The sequence below is a fragment of the Ascidiaceihabitans sp. genome, assembly GCF_039986515.1.
Lineage (GTDB): Bacteria > Pseudomonadota > Alphaproteobacteria > Rhodobacterales > Rhodobacteraceae > Ascidiaceihabitans.
Map to the genome: position 1 here is coordinate 227,521 of NZ_JBDWQO010000015.1, position 22,438 is coordinate 249,958.

Annotated in this window: 27 protein-coding genes; 12 read left to right on the plus strand and 15 right to left on the minus strand. The window is 57.2% G+C overall.

Annotated elements, in window-relative coordinates; genetic code table 11:
* Positions 1 to 9 precede the first annotated feature (9 nt).
* From ABJL60_RS15680 to dapA, 3 genes are all read right to left on the minus strand, one after another.
* The gene (locus tag ABJL60_RS15680) at positions 10 to 1,176 is read right to left on the minus strand and encodes an amidohydrolase (RefSeq protein WP_348374550.1); all 1,167 of its coding nucleotides are present in this window, start codon (positions 1,174 to 1,176) and stop codon (positions 10 to 12) included.
* Between the two features lie 73 nt (positions 1,177 to 1,249).
* Positions 1,250 to 2,413 carry a calcium-binding protein gene (locus ABJL60_RS15685; RefSeq protein ID WP_348285674.1) on the minus strand — a complete coding sequence of 388 codons (1,164 nt, stop codon included), beginning with the start codon at positions 2,411 to 2,413 and terminating at the stop codon, positions 1,250 to 1,252.
* Positions 2,414 to 2,538: 125 nt separating this feature from the next.
* Positions 2,539 to 3,411 (minus strand): 4-hydroxy-tetrahydrodipicolinate synthase, encoded by an 873-nt coding sequence (dapA, locus tag ABJL60_RS15690; RefSeq protein ID WP_348285675.1) that lies wholly within the window; start codon positions 3,409 to 3,411, stop codon positions 2,539 to 2,541.
* 126 nt (positions 3,412 to 3,537) lie between these two features.
* Between dapA and ABJL60_RS15695 the strand changes: the two genes are divergently transcribed.
* Entirely contained in the window at positions 3,538 to 5,517 is a 1,980-nt protein-coding gene (locus tag ABJL60_RS15695) for a lytic transglycosylase domain-containing protein (protein ID WP_348374551.1), read from the plus strand.
* Here the strand turns inward: ABJL60_RS15695 and ABJL60_RS15700 are convergent.
* Positions 5,482 to 6,351, minus strand: a complete 870-nt coding sequence (locus ABJL60_RS15700; RefSeq protein WP_348374552.1) for a DMT family transporter — start codon at positions 6,349 to 6,351, stop codon at positions 5,482 to 5,484. The two genes, ABJL60_RS15695 and ABJL60_RS15700, sit on opposite strands and share 36 nt — an antisense overlap.
* Entirely contained in the window at positions 6,348 to 7,022 is a 675-nt protein-coding gene (mnmD, locus tag ABJL60_RS15705; protein ID WP_348374553.1) for a tRNA (5-methylaminomethyl-2-thiouridine)(34)-methyltransferase MnmD, read from the minus strand. The genes ABJL60_RS15700 and mnmD overlap by 4 nt, the downstream gene beginning before the upstream one ends.
* A gap of 59 nt (positions 7,023 to 7,081) precedes the next feature.
* On the opposite strand from mnmD, the gene ABJL60_RS15710 reads away from it, so the two are divergent.
* Positions 7,082 to 8,116, plus strand: coding sequence for an FAD-binding oxidoreductase (locus ABJL60_RS15710; protein ID WP_348374554.1), 1,035 nt, complete (start codon positions 7,082 to 7,084; stop codon positions 8,114 to 8,116).
* A gap of 43 nt (positions 8,117 to 8,159) precedes the next feature.
* Here the strand turns inward: ABJL60_RS15710 and ABJL60_RS15715 are convergent, their stop codons facing one another.
* The 3 genes from ABJL60_RS15715 to ABJL60_RS15725 form a co-directional block, all read right to left on the minus strand.
* Positions 8,160 to 8,927, minus strand: coding sequence for a MaoC family dehydratase N-terminal domain-containing protein (locus ABJL60_RS15715; RefSeq protein WP_348374646.1), 768 nt, complete (start codon positions 8,925 to 8,927; stop codon positions 8,160 to 8,162).
* 44 nt (positions 8,928 to 8,971) lie between these two features.
* On the minus strand, positions 8,972 to 9,514 hold the full coding sequence (locus ABJL60_RS15720; RefSeq protein WP_348285683.1) for an NADPH-dependent FMN reductase: 543 nt from the start codon (positions 9,512 to 9,514) through the stop codon (positions 8,972 to 8,974).
* 107 nt (positions 9,515 to 9,621) lie between these two features.
* A complete protein-coding gene (locus ABJL60_RS15725; RefSeq protein ID WP_348374555.1) occupies positions 9,622 to 10,296 on the minus strand; it encodes an OmpA family protein in 675 nt (224 codons plus the stop codon).
* 113 nt (positions 10,297 to 10,409) lie between these two features.
* Here ABJL60_RS15725 and ABJL60_RS15730 point away from each other — a divergent pair, with 113 nt between their 5' ends.
* Genes ABJL60_RS15730 through ABJL60_RS15740 form a run of 3 tightly spaced genes read left to right on the plus strand, consistent with a single transcriptional unit; the run spans position 10,410 to position 11,386 of the window.
* The gene (locus ABJL60_RS15730; RefSeq protein WP_348374556.1) at positions 10,410 to 10,811 is read left to right on the plus strand and encodes a hypothetical protein; all 402 of its coding nucleotides are present in this window, start codon (positions 10,410 to 10,412) and stop codon (positions 10,809 to 10,811) included.
* On the plus strand, positions 10,808 to 11,056 hold the full coding sequence (locus ABJL60_RS15735; RefSeq protein WP_348374557.1) for a hypothetical protein: 249 nt from the start codon (positions 10,808 to 10,810) through the stop codon (positions 11,054 to 11,056). Before ABJL60_RS15730 ends, ABJL60_RS15735 begins: the two co-directional genes overlap by 4 nt.
* Before the next feature lie 12 nt (positions 11,057 to 11,068).
* Positions 11,069 to 11,386, plus strand: a complete 318-nt coding sequence (locus ABJL60_RS15740) for a hypothetical protein (RefSeq protein ID WP_348374558.1) — start codon at positions 11,069 to 11,071, stop codon at positions 11,384 to 11,386.
* 68 nt (positions 11,387 to 11,454) lie between these two features.
* Here ABJL60_RS15740 and ABJL60_RS15745 read toward each other — a convergent pair whose 3' ends face one another.
* Positions 11,455 to 12,309, minus strand: coding sequence for a bifunctional helix-turn-helix domain-containing protein/methylated-DNA--[protein]-cysteine S-methyltransferase (locus tag ABJL60_RS15745; protein ID WP_348374559.1), 855 nt, complete (start codon positions 12,307 to 12,309; stop codon positions 11,455 to 11,457).
* Positions 12,310 to 12,408: 99 nt separating this feature from the next.
* On the opposite strand from ABJL60_RS15745, the gene nth reads away from it, so the two are divergent.
* The 3 genes from nth to ABJL60_RS15760 are packed head-to-tail and all read left to right on the plus strand — an operon-like array spanning position 12,409 to position 14,641.
* A complete protein-coding gene (gene nth / locus ABJL60_RS15750) occupies positions 12,409 to 13,053 on the plus strand; it encodes an endonuclease III (RefSeq protein ID WP_348374560.1) in 645 nt (214 codons plus the stop codon).
* Positions 13,050 to 14,042, plus strand: a complete 993-nt coding sequence (locus ABJL60_RS15755; RefSeq protein WP_348285689.1) for an adenosine kinase — start codon at positions 13,050 to 13,052, stop codon at positions 14,040 to 14,042. Before nth ends, ABJL60_RS15755 begins: the two co-directional genes overlap by 4 nt.
* Complete coding sequence (locus ABJL60_RS15760) at positions 14,042 to 14,641, plus strand: GNAT family N-acetyltransferase (RefSeq protein WP_348374561.1); 600 nt, start codon at positions 14,042 to 14,044, stop codon at positions 14,639 to 14,641. The genes ABJL60_RS15755 and ABJL60_RS15760 overlap by 1 nt, the downstream gene beginning before the upstream one ends.
* Positions 14,642 to 14,644: 3 nt before the next feature.
* Here ABJL60_RS15760 and ABJL60_RS15765 read toward each other — a convergent pair whose 3' ends face one another.
* From ABJL60_RS15765 to ABJL60_RS15775, 3 genes are all read right to left on the minus strand, one after another.
* Positions 14,645 to 15,115 carry a hypothetical protein gene (locus ABJL60_RS15765; protein ID WP_348285691.1) on the minus strand — a complete coding sequence of 157 codons (471 nt, stop codon included), beginning with the start codon at positions 15,113 to 15,115 and terminating at the stop codon, positions 14,645 to 14,647.
* Positions 15,115 to 15,597, minus strand: coding sequence for an RNA pyrophosphohydrolase (locus ABJL60_RS15770; RefSeq protein ID WP_348374562.1), 483 nt, complete (start codon positions 15,595 to 15,597; stop codon positions 15,115 to 15,117). The genes ABJL60_RS15765 and ABJL60_RS15770 overlap by 1 nt, the downstream gene beginning before the upstream one ends.
* A 96-nt stretch (positions 15,598 to 15,693) precedes the next feature.
* Positions 15,694 to 16,182, minus strand: a complete 489-nt coding sequence (locus ABJL60_RS15775) for a peroxiredoxin (RefSeq protein ID WP_108829713.1) — start codon at positions 16,180 to 16,182, stop codon at positions 15,694 to 15,696.
* A gap of 96 nt (positions 16,183 to 16,278) precedes the next feature.
* Here ABJL60_RS15775 and ABJL60_RS15780 point away from each other — a divergent pair, with 96 nt between their 5' ends.
* Complete coding sequence (locus ABJL60_RS15780; RefSeq protein WP_348374563.1) at positions 16,279 to 17,484, plus strand: FAD-dependent oxidoreductase; 1,206 nt, start codon at positions 16,279 to 16,281, stop codon at positions 17,482 to 17,484.
* Positions 17,481 to 18,032, plus strand: a complete 552-nt coding sequence (rsmD, locus tag ABJL60_RS15785) for a 16S rRNA (guanine(966)-N(2))-methyltransferase RsmD (protein ID WP_348374564.1) — start codon at positions 17,481 to 17,483, stop codon at positions 18,030 to 18,032. The genes ABJL60_RS15780 and rsmD overlap by 4 nt, the downstream gene beginning before the upstream one ends.
* Here the strand turns inward: rsmD and ABJL60_RS15790 are convergent.
* From ABJL60_RS15790 to sfsA, 3 genes are read right to left on the minus strand one after another with little or no spacing between them, the layout of a single operon-like run.
* On the minus strand, positions 18,029 to 19,378 hold the full coding sequence (locus ABJL60_RS15790) for a M20 family metallopeptidase (RefSeq protein WP_348374565.1): 1,350 nt from the start codon (positions 19,376 to 19,378) through the stop codon (positions 18,029 to 18,031). The two genes, rsmD and ABJL60_RS15790, sit on opposite strands and share 4 nt — an antisense overlap.
* Positions 19,365 to 20,183, minus strand: a complete 819-nt coding sequence (gene map, locus ABJL60_RS15795) for a type I methionyl aminopeptidase (RefSeq protein ID WP_348285696.1) — start codon at positions 20,181 to 20,183, stop codon at positions 19,365 to 19,367. The genes ABJL60_RS15790 and map overlap by 14 nt, the downstream gene beginning before the upstream one ends.
* 47 nt (positions 20,184 to 20,230) lie before the next feature.
* Positions 20,231 to 20,935, minus strand: a complete 705-nt coding sequence (sfsA, locus tag ABJL60_RS15800) for a DNA/RNA nuclease SfsA (protein WP_348285697.1) — start codon at positions 20,933 to 20,935, stop codon at positions 20,231 to 20,233.
* Between the two features lie 48 nt (positions 20,936 to 20,983).
* On the opposite strand from sfsA, the gene ABJL60_RS15805 reads away from it, so the two are divergent.
* Both ABJL60_RS15805 and ABJL60_RS15810 read left to right on the plus strand, forming a co-directional pair.
* Complete coding sequence (locus ABJL60_RS15805; RefSeq protein WP_348374566.1) at positions 20,984 to 21,706, plus strand: molybdopterin-binding protein; 723 nt, start codon at positions 20,984 to 20,986, stop codon at positions 21,704 to 21,706.
* On the plus strand, positions 21,703 to 22,437 hold the full coding sequence (locus ABJL60_RS15810; RefSeq protein WP_348374567.1) for a GNAT family N-acetyltransferase: 735 nt from the start codon (positions 21,703 to 21,705) through the stop codon (positions 22,435 to 22,437). The genes ABJL60_RS15805 and ABJL60_RS15810 overlap by 4 nt, the downstream gene beginning before the upstream one ends.
* The last annotated feature ends 1 nt before the right edge of the window (position 22,438 follow it).

Genomic DNA, 22,438 nt, shown 5'->3' on the forward strand with positions numbered 1-22,438 from the left:
CACTGAATTCTACCCCAGCGCGAGACGTCGTTCCACGACTCTGGCCATTATCGAAGCCCCCACTGGCAGGATCGCTTTGTCCAAAACGAAACCCGGATTGTGCAACGCCGTCGTTCCCGCATGGCCAACAACGCAGTAGGCCCCCGGCACCACTTTGAGCATATCCGAGAAATCTTCCGATCCTGTAACAGGCTGCAAATCCTGTATAATGTTGTCATGCCCCACGATGTCCGTCGCAGCCTCAATATACGCATCGGACAGAGCCGCATCATTGCGTAGCACATCAAAGACGTTGCGCAGGTCCAGCTGGATTTCCACGTCATGGGCCACGGCAAAGCCATCACACAGGCGCTGCATGCGCTCTGCCGCCAATGCGTAGATATCGTCCTTGAAATAACGGATTGTACCCGCAAGCGTCGCGGTATCCGGCACCACGTTATAAGCCGCCCCTGCATGCAATTGCGTGACGGACAGCACACATACCTCTTGCGCAGGAATGTTGCGTGCAAGGATAGTGTTCATTTCGGTTGCCAAGCTGGCAGCAATCATAAGCGCGTCTTTTGAATCGCTAGGCCGTGCCGCATGACTGCCTTTGCCCTGGACGTGAATGTCAAAGAACGCAGCACCCGCCATCGCTTCGCCTTTACACACGCCGACTGTATGGGGTTGCCCGCTGGGCCAATTGTGCATCCCGTAAATTTCGTCACAGGGGAACTGTTCAAACAGCCCTTCCTCCAGCATGCGCCGTGCGCCACCCAAGCCTTCTTCGGCGGGCTGAAAGATCAGAACGGCCGTGCCATCAAAGTCGCGTGTTTCACATAGATGTTTGGCCGCACCCAACAGCATCGTGGTGTGCCCGTCATGGCCACAGGCGTGCATGACGCCTTCGTTTTTTGAAGAATAGACAAGGTTGGACGTCTCATCAATCGGCAACGCATCCATATCAGCGCGCAATCCGATCCGACGCGTGCCGCCGCCTTTGCCATGCACCAAACCCACAACGCCAGTACCGCCAAGCCCTGTATGCACCTCGTCCACACCGTAGCTTTTCAGCTTATCCGCGACGATGGCACTGGTGCGCGTTTCCGTGAACCCGATTTCGGGATGGGCATGCAGGTCTTCAAAAATCGCGACAAGTTCGTCTTTGGCGGCATCAATGGTGGGCAGGATGTTCACGGGGCGCGTCCTTTTACGTCTGGGAAGCCAGAACAATGGCCGGACGCACGCTGTGGGTCAACCTGATGCTGCGTTAGGCCTTAACAAAGGCAAACATGCCGCTCGATGGGTCACGAATATTCTCCAAGGTGGCGACTTGTTGGCCGCGATCAACCTCACCGACCCACACTTCGGTTTCGCCATTGCCATCAAAGTAAAAGGACAAATCCTCAAAACTCAGATCTTGGTCGCTGACAATCACAAGCTGATCTTCCAAGCGGTTGAAGTCGGTAATGTTCGCTTCAAAGTATGAAGACTGCATCGTCAAGTCGGCTACGAAGTCATCAGCACCTGTACCACCGCTAATTTCGGCATTGTCTGCGATGTGGATCGTGTCATTACCCGCGCCACCGTCCATGACGTCAAAACCGCTACCGCCTTCGATAAGGTCATTTCCATCACCGCCCAAAGCCAAATCGCCTTTGCCGCTGATTACATCATCACCTGCGCCGCCAGCCACTTCGTCGGACCCATTTGAAATTAACGTGTCGTTGCCGTCATCCCCGTTGCCCGACGCCCCTTCGTCTACAACCAGCATGTCGTTGCCGGTTCCGCCGCTCAGCACATCACCGTCACCACCAACAAGAGTGTCATCGCCTGCGTCACCATACAGGCCGTCAAAACCGTCATTACCGTTCAGGAGGTCGTCACCGCCACCACCGTGCAATTGGTCGTTTCCTGTGCCACCCGAAAGCGTATCGTGCCCGGAGCCGCCAAACAGCTCATCGTCACCGTCGCCTCCGCTCAATTGGTCACGCCAGCCCCCACCAGACAGCGTGTCATCACCTGATCCCCCGTTCAGAGTGTCTTTGCCGAGGTTGCCGTAGAGTTCATCGTCGTCGGAATTGCCGTTGATAAAGTCATTTCCCGAGCCGCCAAAAATGGTGTCATCGCCACCGAAAGCCTTGATCGAATCGTCACCTGACCCTCCGCGCGTTAAATCATCGCCCGAGCCCGCAAAAACGGTATCGTCGCCCGGTCCGCCAAATATGTCATCATCACCGGGACCGCCAAATAAGGAATCATCTCCGCTGCGCCCCGAAAGGGTGTCGTCACCGCCTTTGCCAGAAATGGTGTCATTGCCACTTCCGCCGTCAATACGGTCACCGTCCTCTGTCCCGATAATTTCGTCATCCCCGTCTGACCCCACAAACGCAGACCCAACCGCCAAACCCATCATCGTTAGCAAATACAACATCTTTATCGTTCCCCAAAACACTTCAACTTTAACGATAAGTGTAGACATCTATTTTGGGGGAGGAAGCCCCATAAACGCAAAAAAGGCGGGACAATGCCCGCCTTTTCCGTCAATTGTTTCCAAATTTACAACAGTCCGGCGTGTGCCAAACCTGCATCCACCAAAGCTTTGGTTTCGTCGGTCAGCGCCATATGCGGCAGGCGCACTTCATCGCTGCACAGTCCCAGTTTGGACATTGCATATTTCGCGCCGATCAAACCCGGTTCGGTGAATATCGCTTTATGCAATGGCATCAGCTTGTCTTGGATTTCCAAGGCCGCTGCGTAGTCACCCGCCCGCGTCGCCGCCTGCATTTTCGCCAACAGCCCTGGTGCGACATTCGCCGTGACCGAGATGCAACCAACCCCGCCTTGGGCATTAAACCCATGCGCTGTGGCGTCTTCACCAGACATCTGCACAAAGTCAGGACCACAAGCAAGCCGCGTGTCACAGACCCGCGCCAGATCGCCTGTCGCATCTTTCACGCCGACAATACGGGGCAATTTTGCCAGTTCGGCCATTGTCTCAGGCGTCATATCGACGACTGAACGGCTTGGAATATTGTAGATGACGATCGGAATGTCCGCACAGTCGTGCAAGGCCGTGAAATGCGCAATCATGCCGCGCTGGGTGGGCTTGTTGTAGTAAGGGGTGACGACCAACGCGGCATCCGCACCTACTTTTTCTGCAAATTGCACAAAACGGATGGCTTCAACTGTGTTGTTGGACCCAGCCCCCGCAATAACCGGCACGCGGCCTGCCGTCGCTTTGACAACCGTTTCGATCACTGTCTCATGTTCGGCATGTGTCAGTGTCGGGCTTTCACCGGTGGTGCCCACAGGCACAAAGCCGTTGGTGCCTTCCCCGATGTGCCACTCCACGAGTTTCTTCAAGGTTTCCAGATCCAGCTCGCCGTTTCGAAACGGCGTGATGAGGGCAGGCATAGAACCTGTAAGCATATTCACGCTCCTTTTTTCTAAAATGGCCGGCAATTGGCCTGGTGAGCTGTTCATGCCCTTGAACTTGGACAGATCGAAAACACATAAACAGGTTAGTGACAGCCTGTTGCCCTGCATGGATGAAAATTGCAAGTGATCCCGCGCGTTATCCTGTGTCTGACGATGATATTCACGCTGACCCTGCCCGCTTTGGCAGAGCGTCCGCGCCCGTTGGGCTGGGCTATGGATGCAATGCGCAGCGGCAATTGGGATCAGGCCGCGAAGATTGCGGCCCGTGACGGTCAAGTCGCATCCGACGTCATCATGTGGCACCGCTTGCGCGCAGGCCGCGGAACCTACGCGCAGCTTGCCGATTTTCTCGATCGTCGCCCGGACTGGCCCGGTGAAGCCTTTTTGCTGCGCCGCTCAGAACCTGCGGTTTTGCAAGAAGGCCCGCAAGCTGTCGCTGCATTTTTTGCAGACCACACCCCGCAAACACCGCGCGGAGTGTTGGCCTATGCACAAAGCTTGAAACTGCGCGGACAGAACGAAAGCGCCGATACGTTGCTTGTGTCCGCATGGACCCGCCTGCGCATGAACGCCGACAGCCAGGCTTTGTTTTTGGCAACCCATGGCGCAGTGCTGAAACCGCATCACTGGACGCGACTGGATGCGATGCTTTGGGATGGGGCTGGATCAGATGCGCGGCGTATGCTGGATTTGGTAACAGACGATCAAGCCCAGTTGGCCCGCGCCCGGTTGGCCCTGAAAAACCGCACCGAGGACGCCAGCGATCTTGTGCAGGCATTGCCTGACAGCGTCACCTCTGACCCAGGCCTTGCCTATGACCGATTTGTCTGGCGGGCCCGGTCCGGTCTGCGCGACAGCGCCCGCAGCTTGTTATTGGCGCAATCCAAAAGCCTCAAAACACTAGGCAACCCACAAGAATGGTCAAACCGCCGCCGGTCTTTGGCCCGCGAAGAAATGCGTGACGGCAACCCAGCACTTGCCTACCGGATGGCTGCACAACACCAGCTGACAACCGGCTCTGCATTCGCAGATCTGGAATGGCTTGCAGGCTACATCGCCTTGCGTCGTCTGAACGATCCCGAAACGGCACTGACACATTTCGACCGGTTTGAAACGGCCATCGCATCCCCCATTTCCAAAGGCCGCGCGGGCTATTGGCGCGGACGCGCCTTTGAAGCGATGGGCGCAAGCGAAAAGGCCGCCGCCGCCTATGCCAATGCGGCGCTGTATCAATCATCCTTTTATGGGCTGCTGGCCGCTGAGCGTGGCAAACTGCCATTTGACACCTCCCTTGGAGGGACCGAAGTCTTTCCCGATTGGCGCACGTCTGATCTGGTCAGGCATCCCCTGTTCGAGGCAGGCATGTTGCTGCAAGCGTCGGGAGAGCTAGATGTGGCCGAACGCTTCTGGACGCATTACGCCGAGGACCTGACCCGTCCCCAAGCCGCGCAATTGGGCCAAGCCGCCATAGACATGGATCAGCCGCATATTGCCGTGATGATCGGGAAGCGTGTGGCGCAGCGGGGCATCATCCTGCCTGCTCCCTATTACGCGTTGCATCCCTTGGCGCAGCGCGACCTTCCGATGGCGCCCGAGATGAATTTGGCCATCGCACGGCGCGAAAGCGAATTCGACCCATCCGTTCAAAGCGGCGTTGGTGCACGCGGTCTGATGCAGATCATGCCGGCCACCGCCAAGGAAGTGGCAGGAAAACTGGGGCGCAGCGCGGAACATTCCACCGACCGTTTGATAAGTGACCCCAATTATAATGCTGATTTGGGGGCCGCTTTTCTGTCAACGCTGGCGGGGCGTTTTGATGGAAATGTGGTTCTGATGTCTGCCGCCTACAACGCAGGCCCAAGCCGGCCAACGCGCTGGATTGGCCTGTATGGCGATCCACGTGCCAACGCAGAAGGCTTCGATGTCGTGGATTGGATCGAACACATCCCGTTTCGCGAAACCCGCAACTATGTGATGCGTGTCACCGAAAGCCTGCCCATCTACCGCGCAAGGCTGGGGCAAGCGCCACTGCCGCAAAGCTTCACGCAAGAGCTGATTGGATCAACTTTGCTGCCGTTCGCGCCAAAAAGTGAATAGCCCTGCCGCGACCACGATACCCGCACCCAGTGCCACGTTCCACGCGATAACTTCGTGGAAGACGATCACACCAACCAGCGACCCGAACACCAAATGAAAATATGCAAAGGGTTGCACAGCGCTGGCTTCGGCCATCTCGTAGCACTTGATCAACAGCCAATGACCGATAGCCCCCGACACACACAAACACCCCATCCAGAACCAATCCTGCGCTGTCATCGGCTCCCACGCCCATAGCCCAACGGCCGTCATAAAGACCGCGCCCACTGTGCCGGTCCAAAAGAAACTGGTTTCGGTGCTGTCGTTGCGGGCCGCAAAGCGTGTGGCCAACGCATACACTGCAAACATCACAGCCGATCCCAAAGGCAGGATCGCCGCCAATTCAAAGACACCAAAGCCGGGACGCAAAATCACCATCACCCCGATGAACCCGACGCCAATAGCGGTCCACCTGCGCCACCCCACCTGTTCGCCCAACACCGGTCCAGATAACGCCGCGACAATCAAAGGATAGCAGATGAATATTGCCAGTGTTTCGACCAAACCAAGATAGGTGAAGGCCAAGACACCAACGCAAACCTCTGCCGCCAATAGGACCCCGCGCCCTATTTGCAAAACGGGTTGTGTGGTGCGCGCTGCGCGCTTGATGCCGCCAGCCGCACGGGCCGCAATGGTGACGACAAAGGCTGCAAAGAACCAGTAGCGGATCATGATGATCATCAGCACATTGTATTCACTGGCCAAATGACGCGAAACACCGTCCTGCATTGCCAGCACAAAAGTCGACGCCACCATCAGGCCGATGCCCGCTGCCGTGTTGCTTTGGGTGCTCATTTTACCAATGTCCCGACTGTCATGTGACGTTTGCGGCCAAATCCCTTGATCCGCATCACATCGAAACCAGCGTCTTCCAGACCACGGCGGACGAAGCCTGCCGCCGTGTAAGTGGCAACTGTGCCGTTCGATGCGGTGTGGCGGCCGACCTCGCTCATCAACTCGGGCGACCACAATTCGGGGTTTTTGGCTGGCGAAAACCCGTCCAGATACCACGCATCGGCCCGGCCCCGCCAGGCAGGCAGCGTCTGTCGCGCATCACCCACAATCACATGGGCCGTCACCCCCGGCACGACCTCAAACGGGGCGTCCCATTGCAAGACTTTGACAAACTGCGGGGCGATGGCATGCAGCTCGGGAAATGAGGACAATGCCTTGGCGATATCGTCCTGTGCCATCGGAAACGCCTCAAAGCTGGTGAAATGCAATGGCTTGCCCGCGCCCGACACCTGCCACGCCAAAACTGTGGTCAACAGGTTCAAACCGGTTCCAAATCCCAGTTCAGCAATATGCAGCCCGTCACATAAACGCGCGGGAATACCGTTTCCTTCCAGAAAAACATGGCGCGTTTCGGCCAGCCCGTTGTCGAGACTGAAATACGGATCATCAAAGTGCTTCGACACGGGCACACCGCCGTCACGCCATTCCAGTTCTGCCCTATGGTCCTGCATCACGCGCCTCTGTATGGTCCGCCCCAAATCACCGCGACACTGCAGCAAAGGAGCCTGCTTTGGCAACGCCAGACATCACCATTCGGGGCGCGGGCATTTTCGGATTGTCTGTGGCATGGGCCTGCGTTCAGCGTGGCGCAAAAGTTCAAGTGATCGACCCCAATGGCGCTGGATCCGGCAGCAGCGGAGGGGTGGTTGGTGCATTGGCCCCGCATGTGCCGGAAAACTGGAACCCCAAGAAGCAATTCCAACTGGAAAGCCTGCTGATGGCGGAACACTTCTGGGCAGAGGTCGAAAATGCATGCGGACGCAGCGCAGGGTATGGTCGCACAGGGCGCTTGCAACCGATCGCAGATGAACACACCTTGCACCTTGCCCAAAACCGCGCACATACGGCGCAGGCTTTGTGGCAAGGCAAAGCACAGTGGACGATCATCCCGGCGGGCGGGCCATGGGCCCCGACAAGTCCGACGGGGCAGTTGATTTTCGACAGCCTTAGCGCACGCATCCATCCCCAAAAGGCCTGTGCCGCCCTGGTGGCCGCTTTGCACACGCAAGGGATCACCATTCAAAGCGACGGCGACGATCACGGGCAAACCGTATGGGCCACCGGTGCGGACGGTTTGAACGACATAAGCAAATCCAACACCAGACCGGTTGGCAACGGGGTCAAAGGACAGGCCGCTTTGCTGGAATTTGATGCGAAAGACGCGCCGCAGCTGTTTGTCGACACATTGCACATTATCCCACACGCAAACGGCACAGTGGGCATCGGATCAACATCCGAGCGCGATTACGACAGCGCAACCCAAACGGACACGCAACTTGACGATATCATAGCGCGGGTGCGACACGCGCTTCCCGTGTTGAAAAACGCCCCCGTTCTGGAACGCTGGGCCGGCGTGCGACCTAAAGCCAGAAGCCGCGCCCCCATGCTTGGGCACTGGCCAAACCGAAAAGGACATTTCATTGCAAATGGCGGGTTCAAAATTGGCTTCGGGGTGGCGCCCAAGGTGGGCGACGTGATGGCCGATCTCATGTTGGAAAACAAAGATACGATTCCGGAAGGATTTCACGCAGCAGCATCTTTTTAGAGGCTTCTTTTCGCTAAAAATATCCCCGCCGGAGGCCCAAAATCTAAGATGCTACTGTCGCACTTGCGACCATACATTGGCGGTCATCAGGTCCAGATACCCAAAAATCAGTGCCAGACCGGCACAGCTCTGCGTGCTCGAAATCCATCAAAGGTGCCGTCGCCCGAAAGGAAAAGGTCGCCAAGTCACCCAGCGCGCGTTGGGCTTTCAACATCAGCAATTGGGCCAGCAGCGGGCCATGCACGACAAGCCCCTCATAGCCTTCAATATCGCGGGCATAAGGCAAATCGTAGTGAATACGATGCCCGTTAAAGGTCAATGCGGAATAGCGAAACAACTGCGTGGCGTCGAATTGGACACCCTCGGCGCTTTGCGCATCCGTTCGCGCGACAGGCGCTTGCGGGCGCACTGCATCGGGGCTTGGGTCGGCACGATAGACCAAATCCTGCCATTCCACCACGCACAACTCATCACCTTGCCAGACCTCGTGGCGCAGGGTGACAAACGCCAAAGCGCCCGTGCGGCCGGTGGTCTGGCGCGCCGTTTCGCAGCGTGTCACCTTGGTGGCCTTTACCCCCGCGACCAAAGGCGCGTGAAACGTCAGGCGCCCCCCTGCCCACATGCGGCGCGGCAACCCCAAATCAGGAATGATGCCGCCGACCTTAGGATGACCGTCGCGTCCCAATGTTGCAGGCGGTTCAGGTTGCCAAAAATACGCCTGATGAAAAAACGGAGGCAAAATGCCCCCGTCTTCAACCTTCACATCATGTCCCAAAGTGGCATGCAGCGCGTTGGCCCGCGCCACGTCCATGACGTCAGACACGCGTTCAATGGCTTCGGGATCGAAATCCGGGCTCAACGCGCGATCTCTACCCGCAAACCTTCCATCAAGGCAGTCAGATCCTTGATGTACATCTCGCCTGTAAGATGGCCGTTGTTGTCAAAGGCGTTGGAACTGCCGGCCAAATGAATTTCCGGACCTTGCAAAATGCGTGGACGAAACGGCAACATGAACCCGCGCAGCACCATCTGCGCACGCTCTCCGCCTGAGCGGCCTGCGGCAGCGGACATAACGGCTACGGGTTTGTCGCCCCAAGGTTTGACAGAAGCGCGGCTGATCCAGTCCAATGCATTTTTCAACGCGCCAGATGGGCCTTTGTTGTATTCGGGTGTCGAAATCAACACGGCATCGGCGTCGGCAATCTGCTTGGCCACGGCTTCAACTGCGGCAGGCACACCGGACGCGGCTTCATCGTCGCCATCATACAGGGGCCAGTTGATGTCTGCCTGCGTGTAGCTGCAGTCCCCGAACAGTCGTGCAGCTTCGCGCAACAGCATCGAGTTGGTGGCGTCTTTGCGTAAAGAGCCGGAGATTCCAAGAAGTTTAACGGTTGCCATAAACATGTCCTTTCACAAGCATTTGATGTGCAAGATGAAGGATACGAGGGGCAATTCAAGGGGCAATGCGCGGCAACCGCCGCACACTGCCTGTGCGTGTCACGCGATTAAACTGCGTTTGGCAGGATCACGATCTCGACGCGGCGGTTTTTCGATTTGCCGATGGCGTCCAAATTGCTGGCGACAGGCTGGTTTTCGCCGCGCCCAAAGGTCTGGATGCGCGACAAAGGTACACCTGCGTCTAACAGCACGTCTGCCACAGCGTTGGCGCGCCGTTCCGACAGCTGCTGGTTGGATGCAGCATCGCCGTCACTGTCTGTGTGTCCCACAATCTGGATCGTGGAATTCGGATAGGCCTGCAAGTTGCCCGCAACCGAATTAAGATCACGCCGCAAGTCGGATCGCACATTGAAGCTACCCGACGCGAACAGAATATCCTGGGGCAGCGTCACGATCAAACGGTCGCCCGTGTTGTTGATGGTGACATTGTCGTTGCCCAGATCACGGCGCAAATCGGCTTCTTGCTTATCAAGGCTATAGCCGACGCCCGCTCCGACAGCGCCGCCAACAACAGCCCCTGTGATCGCGCCTTTGGTGCGGTCCCCATCGCCACTGACAATCGCGCCCAAAAGCGCACCGGCTGCAGCACCCACTGCGGCCCCTTGTTTGGTTTGGCGATTAGGGTCATTCGGGTCCACGCCCAATGTCGCGGGGTCGGTACAAGCGGTCAAAGCCAAAGCGCTACAAAGCATGGCGATTGCGGGAATTTTCATAGAAATCATATCGTACTGCCTTCATGTGATGCAGCCCCGTTCGGGCGGGGCGTCGTTGTCATGTCATTATATATGGCAACTTAACGCTGACTGAATAAGGGGAAAATCAAATCGGCGGCATCTTGCCCAAAACACACATGTTGCTGGTTGTTCTCAACCTGGCCAGCGCGCTGTGTTTTACCCCCTTTTTGTGGTTCTATGTTTTCACCCTGACATCGACATCCCAAAGTCGGCCAAACCGGTTGTTTGTGCACATGCTGTTGCCGCTGCTGGCGGTGATTGCCGGACTGGCCGTGGCATGGTTGCCCTCTGATCTTCAAGCCGGTGTCTTTGACGATGATCTTATTCTGTCCCTTGGGTGGCCAGTTGTGTTTATCGTGGTGATCGGCCTTCTGGAGCTTGCGATCCATGTGCAGATTGCGGTGTACCTGTTCTGGATCATCCGGCGGCTTATCCAGTACCGGCAGCGCTTGAAAGACGTCTATGCCAGCACTGAACAGACCGAATTGAACTGGATTTTGTGATCGGCACTTTGGCTTTGTTGTTCTGGGTCGCGCAAATTCTGGACCTCAACACAGTTCTGGGCTTGTGGCCAAATGCGCTGCCAACCGCGTTTTTTACCGTGTTGGGGCTGGCTGTCTTTTTGGCGATCACGCTGTGGGGGCTACGCCAGCAACCCGGGTTGGTTCCGGACACCCCGCAAGGACAAGCAGACAGCAGTGAGACTGCCTGTGATTATGTGGCGCATCGCCACGAATACTCTGAGTAAGGGCAATCGACTATGAAACGTGCTTTGATACTGACAGCCGCGATGGCTGCGGCTTTGGCCTTAGGCGCCTGTGACGAACCCACCTACCACAAACCCATCGAAAGCATGAGCTGCACAGAGCTGGCCCGCGAAATCGGGCACTTCACGCAGGTTGAAAAAGACGCCACGCTCGACAGCTTTTTGGGGACGATTGACTCCCTTGCGGGCGACAGCTCCTCGGAGCGGCTGGAAGGCGGGCTTGAAAGTCTGGCAGGCGATCTGACGGCGCAGGATGCACGCACCCAATTGTCGAAACTGAACGCGGCATATGCGCAAAGGCGGTGTTACTAGATAGACCTCAGCCCCGCAGGCCGCCGCACAAGCGATGGCCTGTGGGGCTGCATAAAACGCATCTTGTATCAGGCTTCTGCCTGCGCACTTTCAAAGGCAAGCATAGCCCGTTTCATCGGCAGCCCCCAATGGTATCCCCCCAAGCCCCCCGATTTGCGCAAAGCCCGGTGGCAGGGGATCAACCAACTGACCGGATTGCGGCCCACCGCGGTGCCAACTGCCCGCACGGCGCGGGGGTTGCCGATGCGCTCGGCGATGTCACCATAGGTGGTGACATGGCCTGACGGAATGGTCAAAAGCGCTTCCCAAACCTTTATCTGGAAAGGGGCCCCAATCAAAAACAACGGGGCCTTTTCCAAAGTCGCATCCTTTGCGCCAAAGGCTGCCAGCACCCAAGGGCGCAACCGCATGGGATCTTCAACAAATGTGGCGTTTGGCCAGCGCCGCATCAGATCCTGCATCGCTTCTTCTTCGCCCAACTCAGCCGCCAAACCCAACCCGCAAATGCCACGGTCTGTTCCCATGACAACGGCTGGGCCAAAGGGGCTTTCAAACCACCCCCAATAGATCGTCAGCCCAACAGCGCCTTTCGCGTAGTCCCCGGGGCTCATGGCTTCCCAACGTAGAAAAAGGTCATGCAGACGCCCTGTGCCCGACAATCCGCTGCCCTGTGCTGCATCCATTGTCGATGACCGGTCCCGCAGCAGTGTTTTGGCATGCCCAAGCGTCAGATACTGTTGATAGCGTTTGGGCGAGACGCCCACCCAACGGCTGAACACGCGCTGGAAATGGGCGGGGCTCATGCCCATTTGGGTGGCAAGCGCATCAAGGCCAAGGCCCTCTTCGGCATTGTCGATTACCTCGATGGCGCGGCGCATCACGCCGTAATGGTATCCGGACGTTTGTTCATCAATCTGTGTCATGCCCCCAACTTAGGCAAAGGGCACACACCCGGCGACCCGAAATATGCGCAATTGTCCCAAACGCTTGCAGCACACCCGCCAAACAGGCATAGGACAAACATGGTAAAGCAGTTGGACTACCACACGATCCGCGCGATCTTTGAGCGTTTTCAGGACGCTGACCCGGAACCCGAAGGGGAGCTGGAGCATGTCAACGTCTATACACTTGTCGTTGCCGTTGCGCTGTCAGCCCAATCTACAGATGTGGGTGTGAACAAAGCCACGCGCGCATTGTTCCAGATCGCAGATACACCGCAAAAGATGCTGAATTTGGGGCTTGAAGGGCTGACCGAGCACATCAAAACCATCGGTCTGTTTCGCCAAAAGGCGAAAAACGTGATGAAACTTAGCCAGATTTTGGTGGATGACTATGACGGTGTTGTGCCCAATTCCCGCGCAGCGCTGCAATCGCTGCCCGGTGTGGGACGCAAGACCGCCAATGTTGTGCTGAACATGTGGTGGCGCCAGCCCGCCCAAGCCGTGGACACCCATATCTTTCGCGTCGGCAACCGCACCAAGATTGCGCCCGGCAAAACCGTTGATGCGGTAGAACGTGCCATCGAAGACAATATTCCTGCTGATTTTCAGCTTCATGCCCATCACTGGTTGATCCTGCACGGGCGTTATCACTGCAAGGCACGCAAACCCATGTGCCGCACCTGCATCATCCGCGATCTCTGCGTATTTGAGGACAAAACTGAATGACGAAGTATCAAGTGGTTGGCATAGGCAACGCCGTTGTTGACGTAATCGCCCAATGTTCCGAAGGCTTCCTGAAAGAAAACGACATCGAAAAAGGCATCATGCAGCTGGTCGAAAAAGACCGCTCTGCCGCACTTTTTTCAACGATGCCAGCCAGCCGTGTGCAAACGCCCGGTGGATCGGTTGCCAACACGATTGCAGGCATAGGGTCGCTTGGGTTGCCCACCGCCTTCATCGGTCGGGTCCGCAACGACATCTTGGGCACCTTCTACGCTGAATCCATGATCGAAGATGGCACAGATTTCATAAACACGCCTGTCGAAGACGATGATCTTCCCACATCGCGCAGCATGATTTTTGTATCCCCAGACGGGGAGCGGTCGATGAACACGTATCTTGGCATCTCAACAGAGCTCGGCCCCGACGACGTACCAGAGGATGTGGCATCCGACACCGCAATCATGTTCCTTGAGGGATATTTGTTCGACAAAGACGCAGGCAAAGAAGCATTTTTGCAAGCCTCCCGTTTGACACGCCAAGCCGGCGGTATGGCTGGCATCGCAATCTCTGACCCTTTCTGCGTCAACCGTCACCGCCCCGACTTTTTGCGCATGATCGGGGAAGAACTGGATTTTGTCATTGGCAACGAAGCTGAAATGAAGTCGTTGTTTGAAACCGACGACGTCGAAGAAGCGCTGGCCAAAACAGCCGCGATGTGTCCGCTGGTGGTTTGCACCCGATCTGGCCAAGGCGTCACAATTGTGCGTGGCGACGAACGCGTAGACGTGCCTGTGCAAACGATTGTTCCCGTTGACGCCACAGGTGCAGGCGACCAATTCGCTGCAGGCTTCCTGTTCGGGCTGGCCACAGGACGCGATCTGAACACATGCGGGCGCATGGGCAATGTCTGCGCATTCGAGGTGATAAGCCACGTCGGGCCGCGTCCCGAACGCGACATGATGGATGTCTTCAAGGCTGAAGGTCTGGTTTGATGCTGACAGACGGCTATCATGATGTGCCTGCAGGGCGCCTTGCGATGGTCGTCACCCATCTGGAAATGCACGCCAAACCCGCAATAACACAGGTGTGCCTGCCAGACGGGATCACATTGCGCACAGTGCCATCCCCGACACTGGACTGGTACCGCGACATCTATCGCCGCGTCGGCGCGGACTGGCTGTGGTTTTCACGACTTGAGCTGTCGGATGCGGACCTGGCAGCGATTATACACGACCCCAAAGTGCGCATCTTTACCTTGTCCGTAGACGGACAGGACGAAGCCCTGCTTGAACTGGATTTCCGCCAAGACGGCACCTGTGAGCTGGCCTTTTTCGGGCTGACCGATGCCCTGATCGGCAAAGGGGTCGGGCGGTCATTCATGACCCACGCGATTGATGTGGCCTGGGCCGCGCCGATCACGTTATTTTATGTGCACACGTGCACTTTGGACAGCCCGCAAGCGCTGTCATTTTATCGGCGCTCCGGGTTCACGCCCATGCGCCAACAGATCGAAATTGCCCCCGACAACCGAATCAAAGGTACTGCAGGGTTTACGCGCAACCACGCGCCCCATGTCCCTATCTTTGACTAGCGTTCAGCGCGTGCAAGTCGACCCGCGTGCGCAAGACAAAACAGCCATGGTATTTTTGCGCGTGGCTGGAAAAGCCCACCCGCCACATGGCCCCATTTCAAGGGTGTAACCGGACGGTGTTTTCTGAACAAACGCAATGATTTCTTCGCCGCTTTGCCCACCGCCACACCACACAACCAAACACCGCACTTCGTAGTTTAGTGCGGCATTAAAACTGGTCGAAAAATCCGCACCACTTAGCGCATGACCCTGAAAGCGGGCTTTGATCACAGTCCGTTTTGGCGCGGTTTGGGTTTGCGTGTTTGCCTTGGGCAACTTGCTTTCATCAAAGGTCAGTCGGCCTTTGACCACCACATAGCTTTCATCTGCCTTGGCGGCTTGCCCATAGCTGCGTTCCACGGAAGGCCGTGCACAAGACAAGGCCATCGCAGGCAACGGCGCCACCAGACAAATCAAAAAGGCAATGAACCGCATCACAGATACTCTTTGAAAGCTTCGACTACCTTAACGTAAACATCGCGTTTGAACGGTACAATGTTGTTCACCAGATCGGCAGAATCCAGCCAGCGCCATGCCGAAAACTCTGGATGTTCTGTCTGGATGTTCACATCTGCGTCGGTGCCCGAAAACTGCATCAGAAACCATTTCTGTTCCTGACCGCGGTACCGCCCTTTCCACAATTTAGGCACAAGGGCATGGGGCAAATCGTAAGGGATCCAGTCTTCGCTTTGCGCCACGATCGTCACCAAAGCGGGCGCAATCCCGGTTTCTTCTTCCAGTTCGCGCAAGGCGGCTGTGCGTGCATCCTCGCCCTTGTCGATCCCGCCTTGCGGCATTTGCCAAGCCGCAACAGCGTTGTCTTTGCGCTGCCCCACAAAAACCTGACCTTGGGCGTTCAATACCATGACGCCGACATTTTGGCGGTAGGGCAGTTTTGCGATGTCTTCGGGCGTCATATCATGTTCCTTTTGTGCAGACTTATCAGGGGAGCCACCATGAAAAAAGGCCCATCCCCTACGGGACGGGCCTGTGTCATTGATCAGGGTGCAAGCTTACATAGATGCAAGCAGGCCCTCACCGGCTGATACTTCACACATGCCGGGGTTTTCTTCTTCCTGAAGCAGCGACACCACGCCGTCGTCCACCAGCATCGCATACCGCTTGGACCGCGCCATCAAACCTGCAGGTGGTGCACTAAAGTCCATGCCAATTCCACTTGTGAACGCGCTTTCCGCGTCGCCCAGCATTGTGATGCCCGCCGCTGTAGCGCCCGTTGCTTCGCCCCATGCGTTCATCACGAAGGGATCATTCACTGACACACAGATGATTTCATCCACGCCCTTGGCGTCAAACTGGTCCTTGGTGCGGATAAAGCTTGGCACATGCGCTGAATGACATGTGGGGGTAAAGGCGCCCGGCACAGCAAAAATCACAACTTTGCGGCCTTTGGTTTTGTCGGACAATTTCACGGGCGCAGGCCCATCGGCGGTCATTTCGACCAATGTTGTGTCGGGAAGCGTGTCGCCTTGCTTGATCGCCATGGGTAGAACCTTTCTAGGGAATTGAATTTGTCTGTGGTGCAGATATAGAGTCAGGGACATAAGGCTGCCAGCAGAATTGGCATGAAGGGGATCGAAATGCGAAAAATCGTTGTTATTGGAGCCGGTCAAGCCGGAGCATCTTGTGTCGCGAAACTGCGCAATAGCGGTTTTGAGGGCGCGGTCACGTTGATTGGCGAAGAACCTGTGCCCCCCTACCAACGCCCCCCTCTTTCCAAGGCCTATTTGATGGGCGATATGGCGCTGGAACGCATGTTCTTGCGCCCCGAAAGTTTTTATGCGGAAAACGATATTGATCTGCGCATGAACACCCGCGTCACGGCCATTGATGCGGCGGCCAAAACGGTCACCGCCGGGCCCGATGTTCTGGACTATGACGATCTGGTTCTGGCCACAGGATCTGTTCCCAACCGCTTGCCTGCCAGCATCGGCGGCGCATTAAACGGCGTGTTTGTGGTGCGTGATCTGGCGGATGTAGACACGATGGCGCCGCGGTTTACCAAAGGCGCAAAAGTTCTGATCGTGGGCGGCGGCTATATCGGGCTAGAGGCCGCAGCCGTCGCGTCCAAGCTGGGGTTGCAGGTGACGCTTGTCGAAATGGCAGACCGCATTTTGCAACGTGTTGCGGCCCCCGAAACCTCTGACTTCTTTCGCGATTTGCACACACGCCACGGCGTCACCATCCGCGAAGGCGTGGGCTTGGAACGCTTGACTGGCGAAGGTGCTGTAACCGGTGCGTTGTTGACCGATGGCACGGCATTGGACGTGAACTTTGTCATCGTGGGTGTCGGTATCCAGCCTGCAACGGCATTGGCGGATATGGCAGGCGTCACCGTCGAAAACGGGATCAAAACAGACAGTCATGGCCGCACCAGCAACCCGCATATCTGGGCCGCAGGCGATTGCGCGTCCTTTCCATACCGCGACGGGCGCATTCGTTTGGAAAGTGTGCCAAACGCCATCGATCAAGCCGAATGTGTGGCCACAAATATAATGGGGGCAGATACGGCCTATACAGCCAAACCATGGTTCTGGTCGGATCAATACGATGTGAAATTGCAAATCGCGGGGTTAAACACCGGCTACGACACCGTCGTGACCCGCAGCTTGGATGGGGCAACGTCCTTTTGGTACTATCAAGGCGACACATTGCTGGCGGTGGACGCGGCCAATGACCCGCGGGGATATATGATCGGCAAACGCCTGATCGAGGCGGGCAAATCCCCCGCCCCCCAAACCATCGCTGACTCCGACACCGACATGAAGGCCTTGCTCAAGTCTTGAGGATCATTGCAGGCACATGGCGCAGCACCGCGCTGGCCCATCTGGGCAAGGGCGATAAGGGCGCCCATCTGCGCCCCACGTCCGACCGCGTGCGCGAAAGCCTGTTTTCGGCGCTGACCAGCCGCGATGTGATTGACGCGGCACGGGTTTTGGATCTGTTTGCAGGTACCGGCGCCTTGGGCCTTGAGGCCCTTTCGCGCGGCGCCACATCCGTCACCTTTGTGGAAAACGGGCGCGTCGGCCAGCGTCTGATTGCCGAAAACATCGCCAAGCTGCGCTGCGCCGATCAAACGCACGTCATGCGCATGGACGCCACAAAACTAGGGCCCTGTCCCGAAGCCCCATTTGATCTGGTGTTTCTGGATCCGCCCTACGGCAAAGGTATGGGGCAACGCGCTTTGTTGGCCGCGAAAGAAGGCGGTTGGCTGGCGGCGAATGCCACACTCGTTTGGGAAGAAAGTGCGCCGATGTTGGCCCCTGAAGGGTTCACCTTGCTGGACCAGCGCAAATACGGTGACACCCATGTGACCCTTTTGGAACTGCTTTAGGCTGCCAGATCGCTCCACAATCCTGCCATCAGGATCAAGGCATCCCGACACGTCGATTTCAGCACATGTTCATTTGGCGCATGTTGGTTGCATCCCCGATAGCTGTGCGGCACCCAAATTGTGGGCAGCTGCAATACATCCGCAAAGCAATGGTTGGGCAGCGATCCGGCAAGGTTCGGCAAAATATGCGGCGCCTGCCCTGTTGTATCTGTGATGGACGTTGCAACCCGCGTGACCCAAGGGTCATCAGGATCAAGACGTGTGGCAGGAAAATATCCGTCACCGGGCGTGACCGTGACGCTTTGGAGCCCCTGCGCTGCAAGATGGCTGCGCAGGCTGGGAAGGATTTGATCGACGTCCGTGCCCACAACAAAGCGCAACTGACATCGAGCGGACGCCTTGCCGCTGATGGCATTCTGGGGCGCATCCGGTACACCGCTTTGCATCGCAAGAACCGCAAAGCTGTTCCACCCATACGCCCGTTCCGCAGGCGTTAAATCGGCGGCACCCCAACTCAGATCAACATCCGGACCATCCGCCATCTCGATCGGCAAACCGTCCAGCGCCGCGCGAACCGCTGGTGTCAAGCTGTCAGGTTTCCATGCCTCGACCAGCAACTGGCCACGGGCATCCGTGATCACCGCCAGGGCCTGCGCCAAAATCATCGCGGGGTCTGCCAACAACCCGCCCCAATTGCCTGAATGATGCGCACCCTCGCGCAGGTGGACGCTTAGATCAAAGTCAATTGCCCCGCGCGACCCCATGAAAAGCGTGGGCGTGTCCGCCTGCAAACGCGGCCCGTCCGACGCGATCAATACATCCGCTTGCAAAGTGGTGCTGTGTGTCGCGCAAAATGTCTCAAGACCCGGTGATCCGACTTCTTCCGCCATTTCCATCAAGATTTTGACATTGAACCCAAGGCTGCCTTGCGCACCCAAAACCGCTTCGAGGGCCATAAGGTTGATCAGGTGTTGAGCTTTGTTGTCGGCTGTTCCCCGACCGAACCATCTGTCGCCTGCATCCGTCAAAACAAACGGGTCCATGTCACCCGCCCATGCCCCTTTTTGACCATGGGTCACATCGCCGTGGCCATAGATCAGCACAGTGGTCAGATCGGGGTCTTCGATGCGTTGCCCGATCAGGAAATGACCCGCGTGTCTTTCAACGTCGAAGCCAAGCGCCAAAAGACGCGGGGTGATCGCATCGTCCAGATAAGCATCCAGCGCTGCATGATTTCCTGCGGCCTGGCTTTCGGTGGCATAGCCCACCAACGCGCCCAGCGCCGTTTCAAATGCGCCGCCGTCAAACAATGCGGCGGCCTGTTCAATTGCGTCAGCTTTGGCCATAGGTCGGGTGGAACGTGCCTGCCGCAGATTGCGTGAAAATCTCGACCCCGTCTTCGGTCACGCCAACCGAATGTTCAAACTGTGCCGACAGCGATTTATCGCGTGTCACGGCAGTCCAGTCATCTGCAAGTGTTTTGGTTTCCGGACGCCCAAGATTGACCATAGGTTCAATGGTAAAAAACATACCCGGTTCCAGCACGGCACCGTTGCCCGGCTTGCCGTAGTGCAACACATTGGGCGGCGCATGAAAAACACGGCCCAAACCATGCCCGCAAAAATCACGCACCACAGACATGCGGTGGCTTTCCACAAAACTTTGGATTGCAAAGCCGATGTCGCCAAAGGTGTTGCCCGGTTTCACAGCCTCAATGCCCAGCATCAATGCGTCATGCGTGACTTGGATCAGCCGTTCGGCTTTGCGCGGCAGTTTGCCGGCAACATACATCCGCGAAGTGTCGCCAAACCAGCCATCGACAATCACGGTCACGTCGATGTTGACGATGTCTCCGTCTTTCAGACGTTTGTCGCCGGGGATGCCGTGGCACACCACGTGGTTGATCGAAATGCACGATGCGTGTTTGTAACCCTTGTACCCGATCGTGGCTGAGGTCGCCCCCGCCGCATCCACCATATCTTCGATGGCTTTGTCGATGGCGCCTGTTGTTTGGCCGACAAATACATGTGCGGCAATGTCGTCCAGAATTTTCGCGGCCAATGCCCCGGCAGCATACATGCCTGCGGAATCGGAAGGGTCATAAATGCGGATGCCGTCTTTTGTCAGGCGGCCACGGTCTGCGGTGTTCATCGCGGTGCTCCGGGTGATGTCTTTTGGTGTGTTTAACGCGGGTGGGCCTAGATGCCAATGGATAGCGGACTGCCCAAAGTAATGCTGTCGGGGGTGATATTGGTGCCGATGCAAAGCGTTTCAACACCTGCGTCGCGGGCCAACAGATAGGCAGCGTGATATTTGGGGTCGATATCATTTGCGAGTGTGAATGTGGTGCAATCCGTGCGCTGCACCAGATACAGCATCACAGCGCGGTGGCCATCACGCACCATTTGCGTCAATTCAGCCAAATGCTTTGCCCCGCGCGCCGTCACGCTGTCGGGGAATTCAGCTTGGCCAATTGTGCGCGACAGGGTCACGGATTTCACTTCGACATAAACGTCGGGCAGTCCGTTTTGTTGCAGCAAAAAATCGATACGGGATTTTTCACCGTATTTGACCTCGGGGCGCACGGTTTTATAGGCACTGAGCGCTTCGACCACACCGTTTTCCAATGCCATTTTCAAGGCGCGGTTGGGCACCGACGTGTCCACCCCTGTGAAATGCCCGTTTTCGTGATCGACCAACCGCCACCCGAATTTCAACTTCTTTTTGGGATCATCATTGGGTTCCAGCCAGATTTTCATGCCTTCTTCCGCCAGCCCCATCATTGATCCGGGGTTAGCACAATGGGCCACAACTTCGCGGCCATCGTCCAATACGCAATCCGCAAGAAACCGTTTGTAGCGGCGAATAAGGCGGGCGGGGACAAGTTCGGTTTGAAAGCGCATGGCCGCAGGACTATACCCAAGGTCAGACCCCTTCAAGGAGCGCTTTGCATGCCAAACCCCACTGCCGCCATGTTGGTGATCGGCGACGAAATCCTGTCCGGTCGTACCCGCGACGCCAATATGCACCATCTTGCCGGGCAATTGACCGAAAGCGGCATTGATCTGCGCGAAGTGCGGGTGGTCTCCGATGATCCGGACGCCATCGTCGCGGCAGTCAAAGCCTTGTCAGACGCCTATGACACGGTGTTCACGTCAGGCGGCATCGGCCCGACCCATGACGACATCACCGCTGACTGTATCGCAGCCGCCTTTAATGATCCCATCGACATTCGCGCCGATGCGCGGGCTTTGTTGCAAGCCCACTACGACAAGCAAGGCACCGACCTGAACGCCGCCCGCTTGCGCATGGCACGCATCCCCGACAGCGCCACGTTGATCGACAATCCTGTGTCCGTGGCGCCGGGCTTTTCAATTCAAAACGTGCACGTGATGGCGGGTGTGCCTGCGGTGTTTCAAGCTATGGTTGCCAGTGTTTTGCCAACATTGACGGGCGGTGATCCGCTGATTTCCAAAACACTACGTATTGAACGGGGCGAAGGCGATATTGCTGGTCCTTTGGGCGAACTGGCCAATGCCTATCCGGCGCTGAGCATGGGAAGCTACCCCTACCAGAAAGACGGCAAATATGGCGCCAATATCGTGATGCGTGGCACCGACATGGCAATGCTGTCCGAAGCGATGGAAAAGCTGGCGGCGGCCTTTCCCGAATGACCGATACGGCCCCCTATTTCGCGGCCCCCCATTTCGCGGCACTGGACGCCACATGGCCTGCGGCACGCCGCTTTGATGTGGGGGGCGTCACTGTACGTGAGGGGCTGGGCGGGGGCAGCCGTGTGTCGGCGGCCACGGCAAACGCCGCTTTGGATGATGCGGCGTTGGATGCAGCAGAACAGGCGATGCGCGACATCGGCCAGACCCCGCGTTTCATGCTGCGCCCTCACGAAGACGCGCTGGACGCCCAACTGGCGCAACGCGGCTACGTGATGCACGACCCAACGGTGCTTTATACCATGCCCATCACGCGATTGACGCAAATACCCATCCCACGTGTCACGACCTTTTGCATTTGGGAACCGCTAGCCATCATGGCCGAGATCTGGGCCAAAGGCGGCATCGGCCCCGAACGCTTGGCCGTCATGGGCCGCGCTGCGCAAAAAACAGCGATCCTGGCGCGCTGGAACGAAAAACCGGCGGGCGCGGGTTTTGTTGGACTGCACGAACACATAGCTATGGTGCATGCCGTCGAAGTTCTGCCCCATCAGCGCCGCCAAGGCGTGGCCCAATGGATCATGCGCCAGGCCGCGTTTTGGGGTCAATTGCACGGGGCTGATACGCTGGCTTTGTTGACCACTAAAGACAACACAGGGGCCAATGCCCTCTACCGGAATTTAGGTTTTGGACCTGCAGGTGGTTATCACTACAGGGCAAAGATGGAGCAATAAA

What these genes read in the sequence shown, in the direction of transcription:
- ABJL60_RS15685 (WP_348285674.1), bottom strand. Translation starts at nt 2,413, where the DNA reads ATGTTGTATTTGCTAACGATGATGGGTTTGGCGGTTGGGTCTGCGTTT.
- dapA (WP_348285675.1), bottom strand. Translation starts at nt 3,411, where the DNA reads ATGCTTACAGGTTCTATGCCTGCCCTCATCACGCCGTTTCGAAACGGC.
- ABJL60_RS15700 (WP_348374552.1), bottom strand. Translation starts at nt 6,351, where the DNA reads ATGAGCACCCAAAGCAACACGGCAGCGGGCATCGGCCTGATGGTGGCG.
- mnmD (WP_348374553.1), bottom strand. Translation starts at nt 7,022, where the DNA reads ATGCAGGACCATAGGGCAGAACTGGAATGGCGTGACGGCGGTGTGCCC.
- ABJL60_RS15715 (WP_348374646.1), bottom strand. Translation starts at nt 8,927, where the DNA reads ATGGACGTGGCGCGGGCCAACGCGCTGCATGCCACTTTGGGACATGAT.
- ABJL60_RS15720 (WP_348285683.1), bottom strand. Translation starts at nt 9,514, where the DNA reads ATGGCAACCGTTAAACTTCTTGGAATCTCCGGCTCTTTACGCAAAGAC.
- ABJL60_RS15725 (WP_348374555.1), bottom strand. Translation starts at nt 10,296, where the DNA reads ATGATTTCTATGAAAATTCCCGCAATCGCCATGCTTTGTAGCGCTTTG.
- ABJL60_RS15740 (WP_348374558.1), top strand. Translation starts at nt 11,069, where the DNA reads ATGAAACGTGCTTTGATACTGACAGCCGCGATGGCTGCGGCTTTGGCC.
- ABJL60_RS15745 (WP_348374559.1), bottom strand. Translation starts at nt 12,309, where the DNA reads ATGACACAGATTGATGAACAAACGTCCGGATACCATTACGGCGTGATG.
- nth (WP_348374560.1), top strand. Translation starts at nt 12,409, where the DNA reads ATGGTAAAGCAGTTGGACTACCACACGATCCGCGCGATCTTTGAGCGT.
- ABJL60_RS15755 (WP_348285689.1), top strand. Translation starts at nt 13,050, where the DNA reads ATGACGAAGTATCAAGTGGTTGGCATAGGCAACGCCGTTGTTGACGTA.
- ABJL60_RS15760 (WP_348374561.1), top strand. Translation starts at nt 14,042, where the DNA reads ATGCTGACAGACGGCTATCATGATGTGCCTGCAGGGCGCCTTGCGATG.
- ABJL60_RS15765 (WP_348285691.1), bottom strand. Translation starts at nt 15,115, where the DNA reads ATGCGGTTCATTGCCTTTTTGATTTGTCTGGTGGCGCCGTTGCCTGCG.
- ABJL60_RS15770 (WP_348374562.1), bottom strand. Translation starts at nt 15,597, where the DNA reads ATGACGCCCGAAGACATCGCAAAACTGCCCTACCGCCAAAATGTCGGC.
- ABJL60_RS15775 (WP_108829713.1), bottom strand. Translation starts at nt 16,182, where the DNA reads ATGGCGATCAAGCAAGGCGACACGCTTCCCGACACAACATTGGTCGAA.
- ABJL60_RS15780 (WP_348374563.1), top strand. Translation starts at nt 16,279, where the DNA reads ATGCGAAAAATCGTTGTTATTGGAGCCGGTCAAGCCGGAGCATCTTGT.
- ABJL60_RS15790 (WP_348374565.1), bottom strand. Translation starts at nt 19,378, where the DNA reads ATGGCCAAAGCTGACGCAATTGAACAGGCCGCCGCATTGTTTGACGGC.
- map (WP_348285696.1), bottom strand. Translation starts at nt 20,183, where the DNA reads ATGAACACCGCAGACCGTGGCCGCCTGACAAAAGACGGCATCCGCATT.
- sfsA (WP_348285697.1), bottom strand. Translation starts at nt 20,935, where the DNA reads ATGCGCTTTCAAACCGAACTTGTCCCCGCCCGCCTTATTCGCCGCTAC.
- ABJL60_RS15805 (WP_348374566.1), top strand. Translation starts at nt 20,984, where the DNA reads ATGCCAAACCCCACTGCCGCCATGTTGGTGATCGGCGACGAAATCCTG.
- ABJL60_RS15810 (WP_348374567.1), top strand. Translation starts at nt 21,703, where the DNA reads ATGACCGATACGGCCCCCTATTTCGCGGCCCCCCATTTCGCGGCACTG.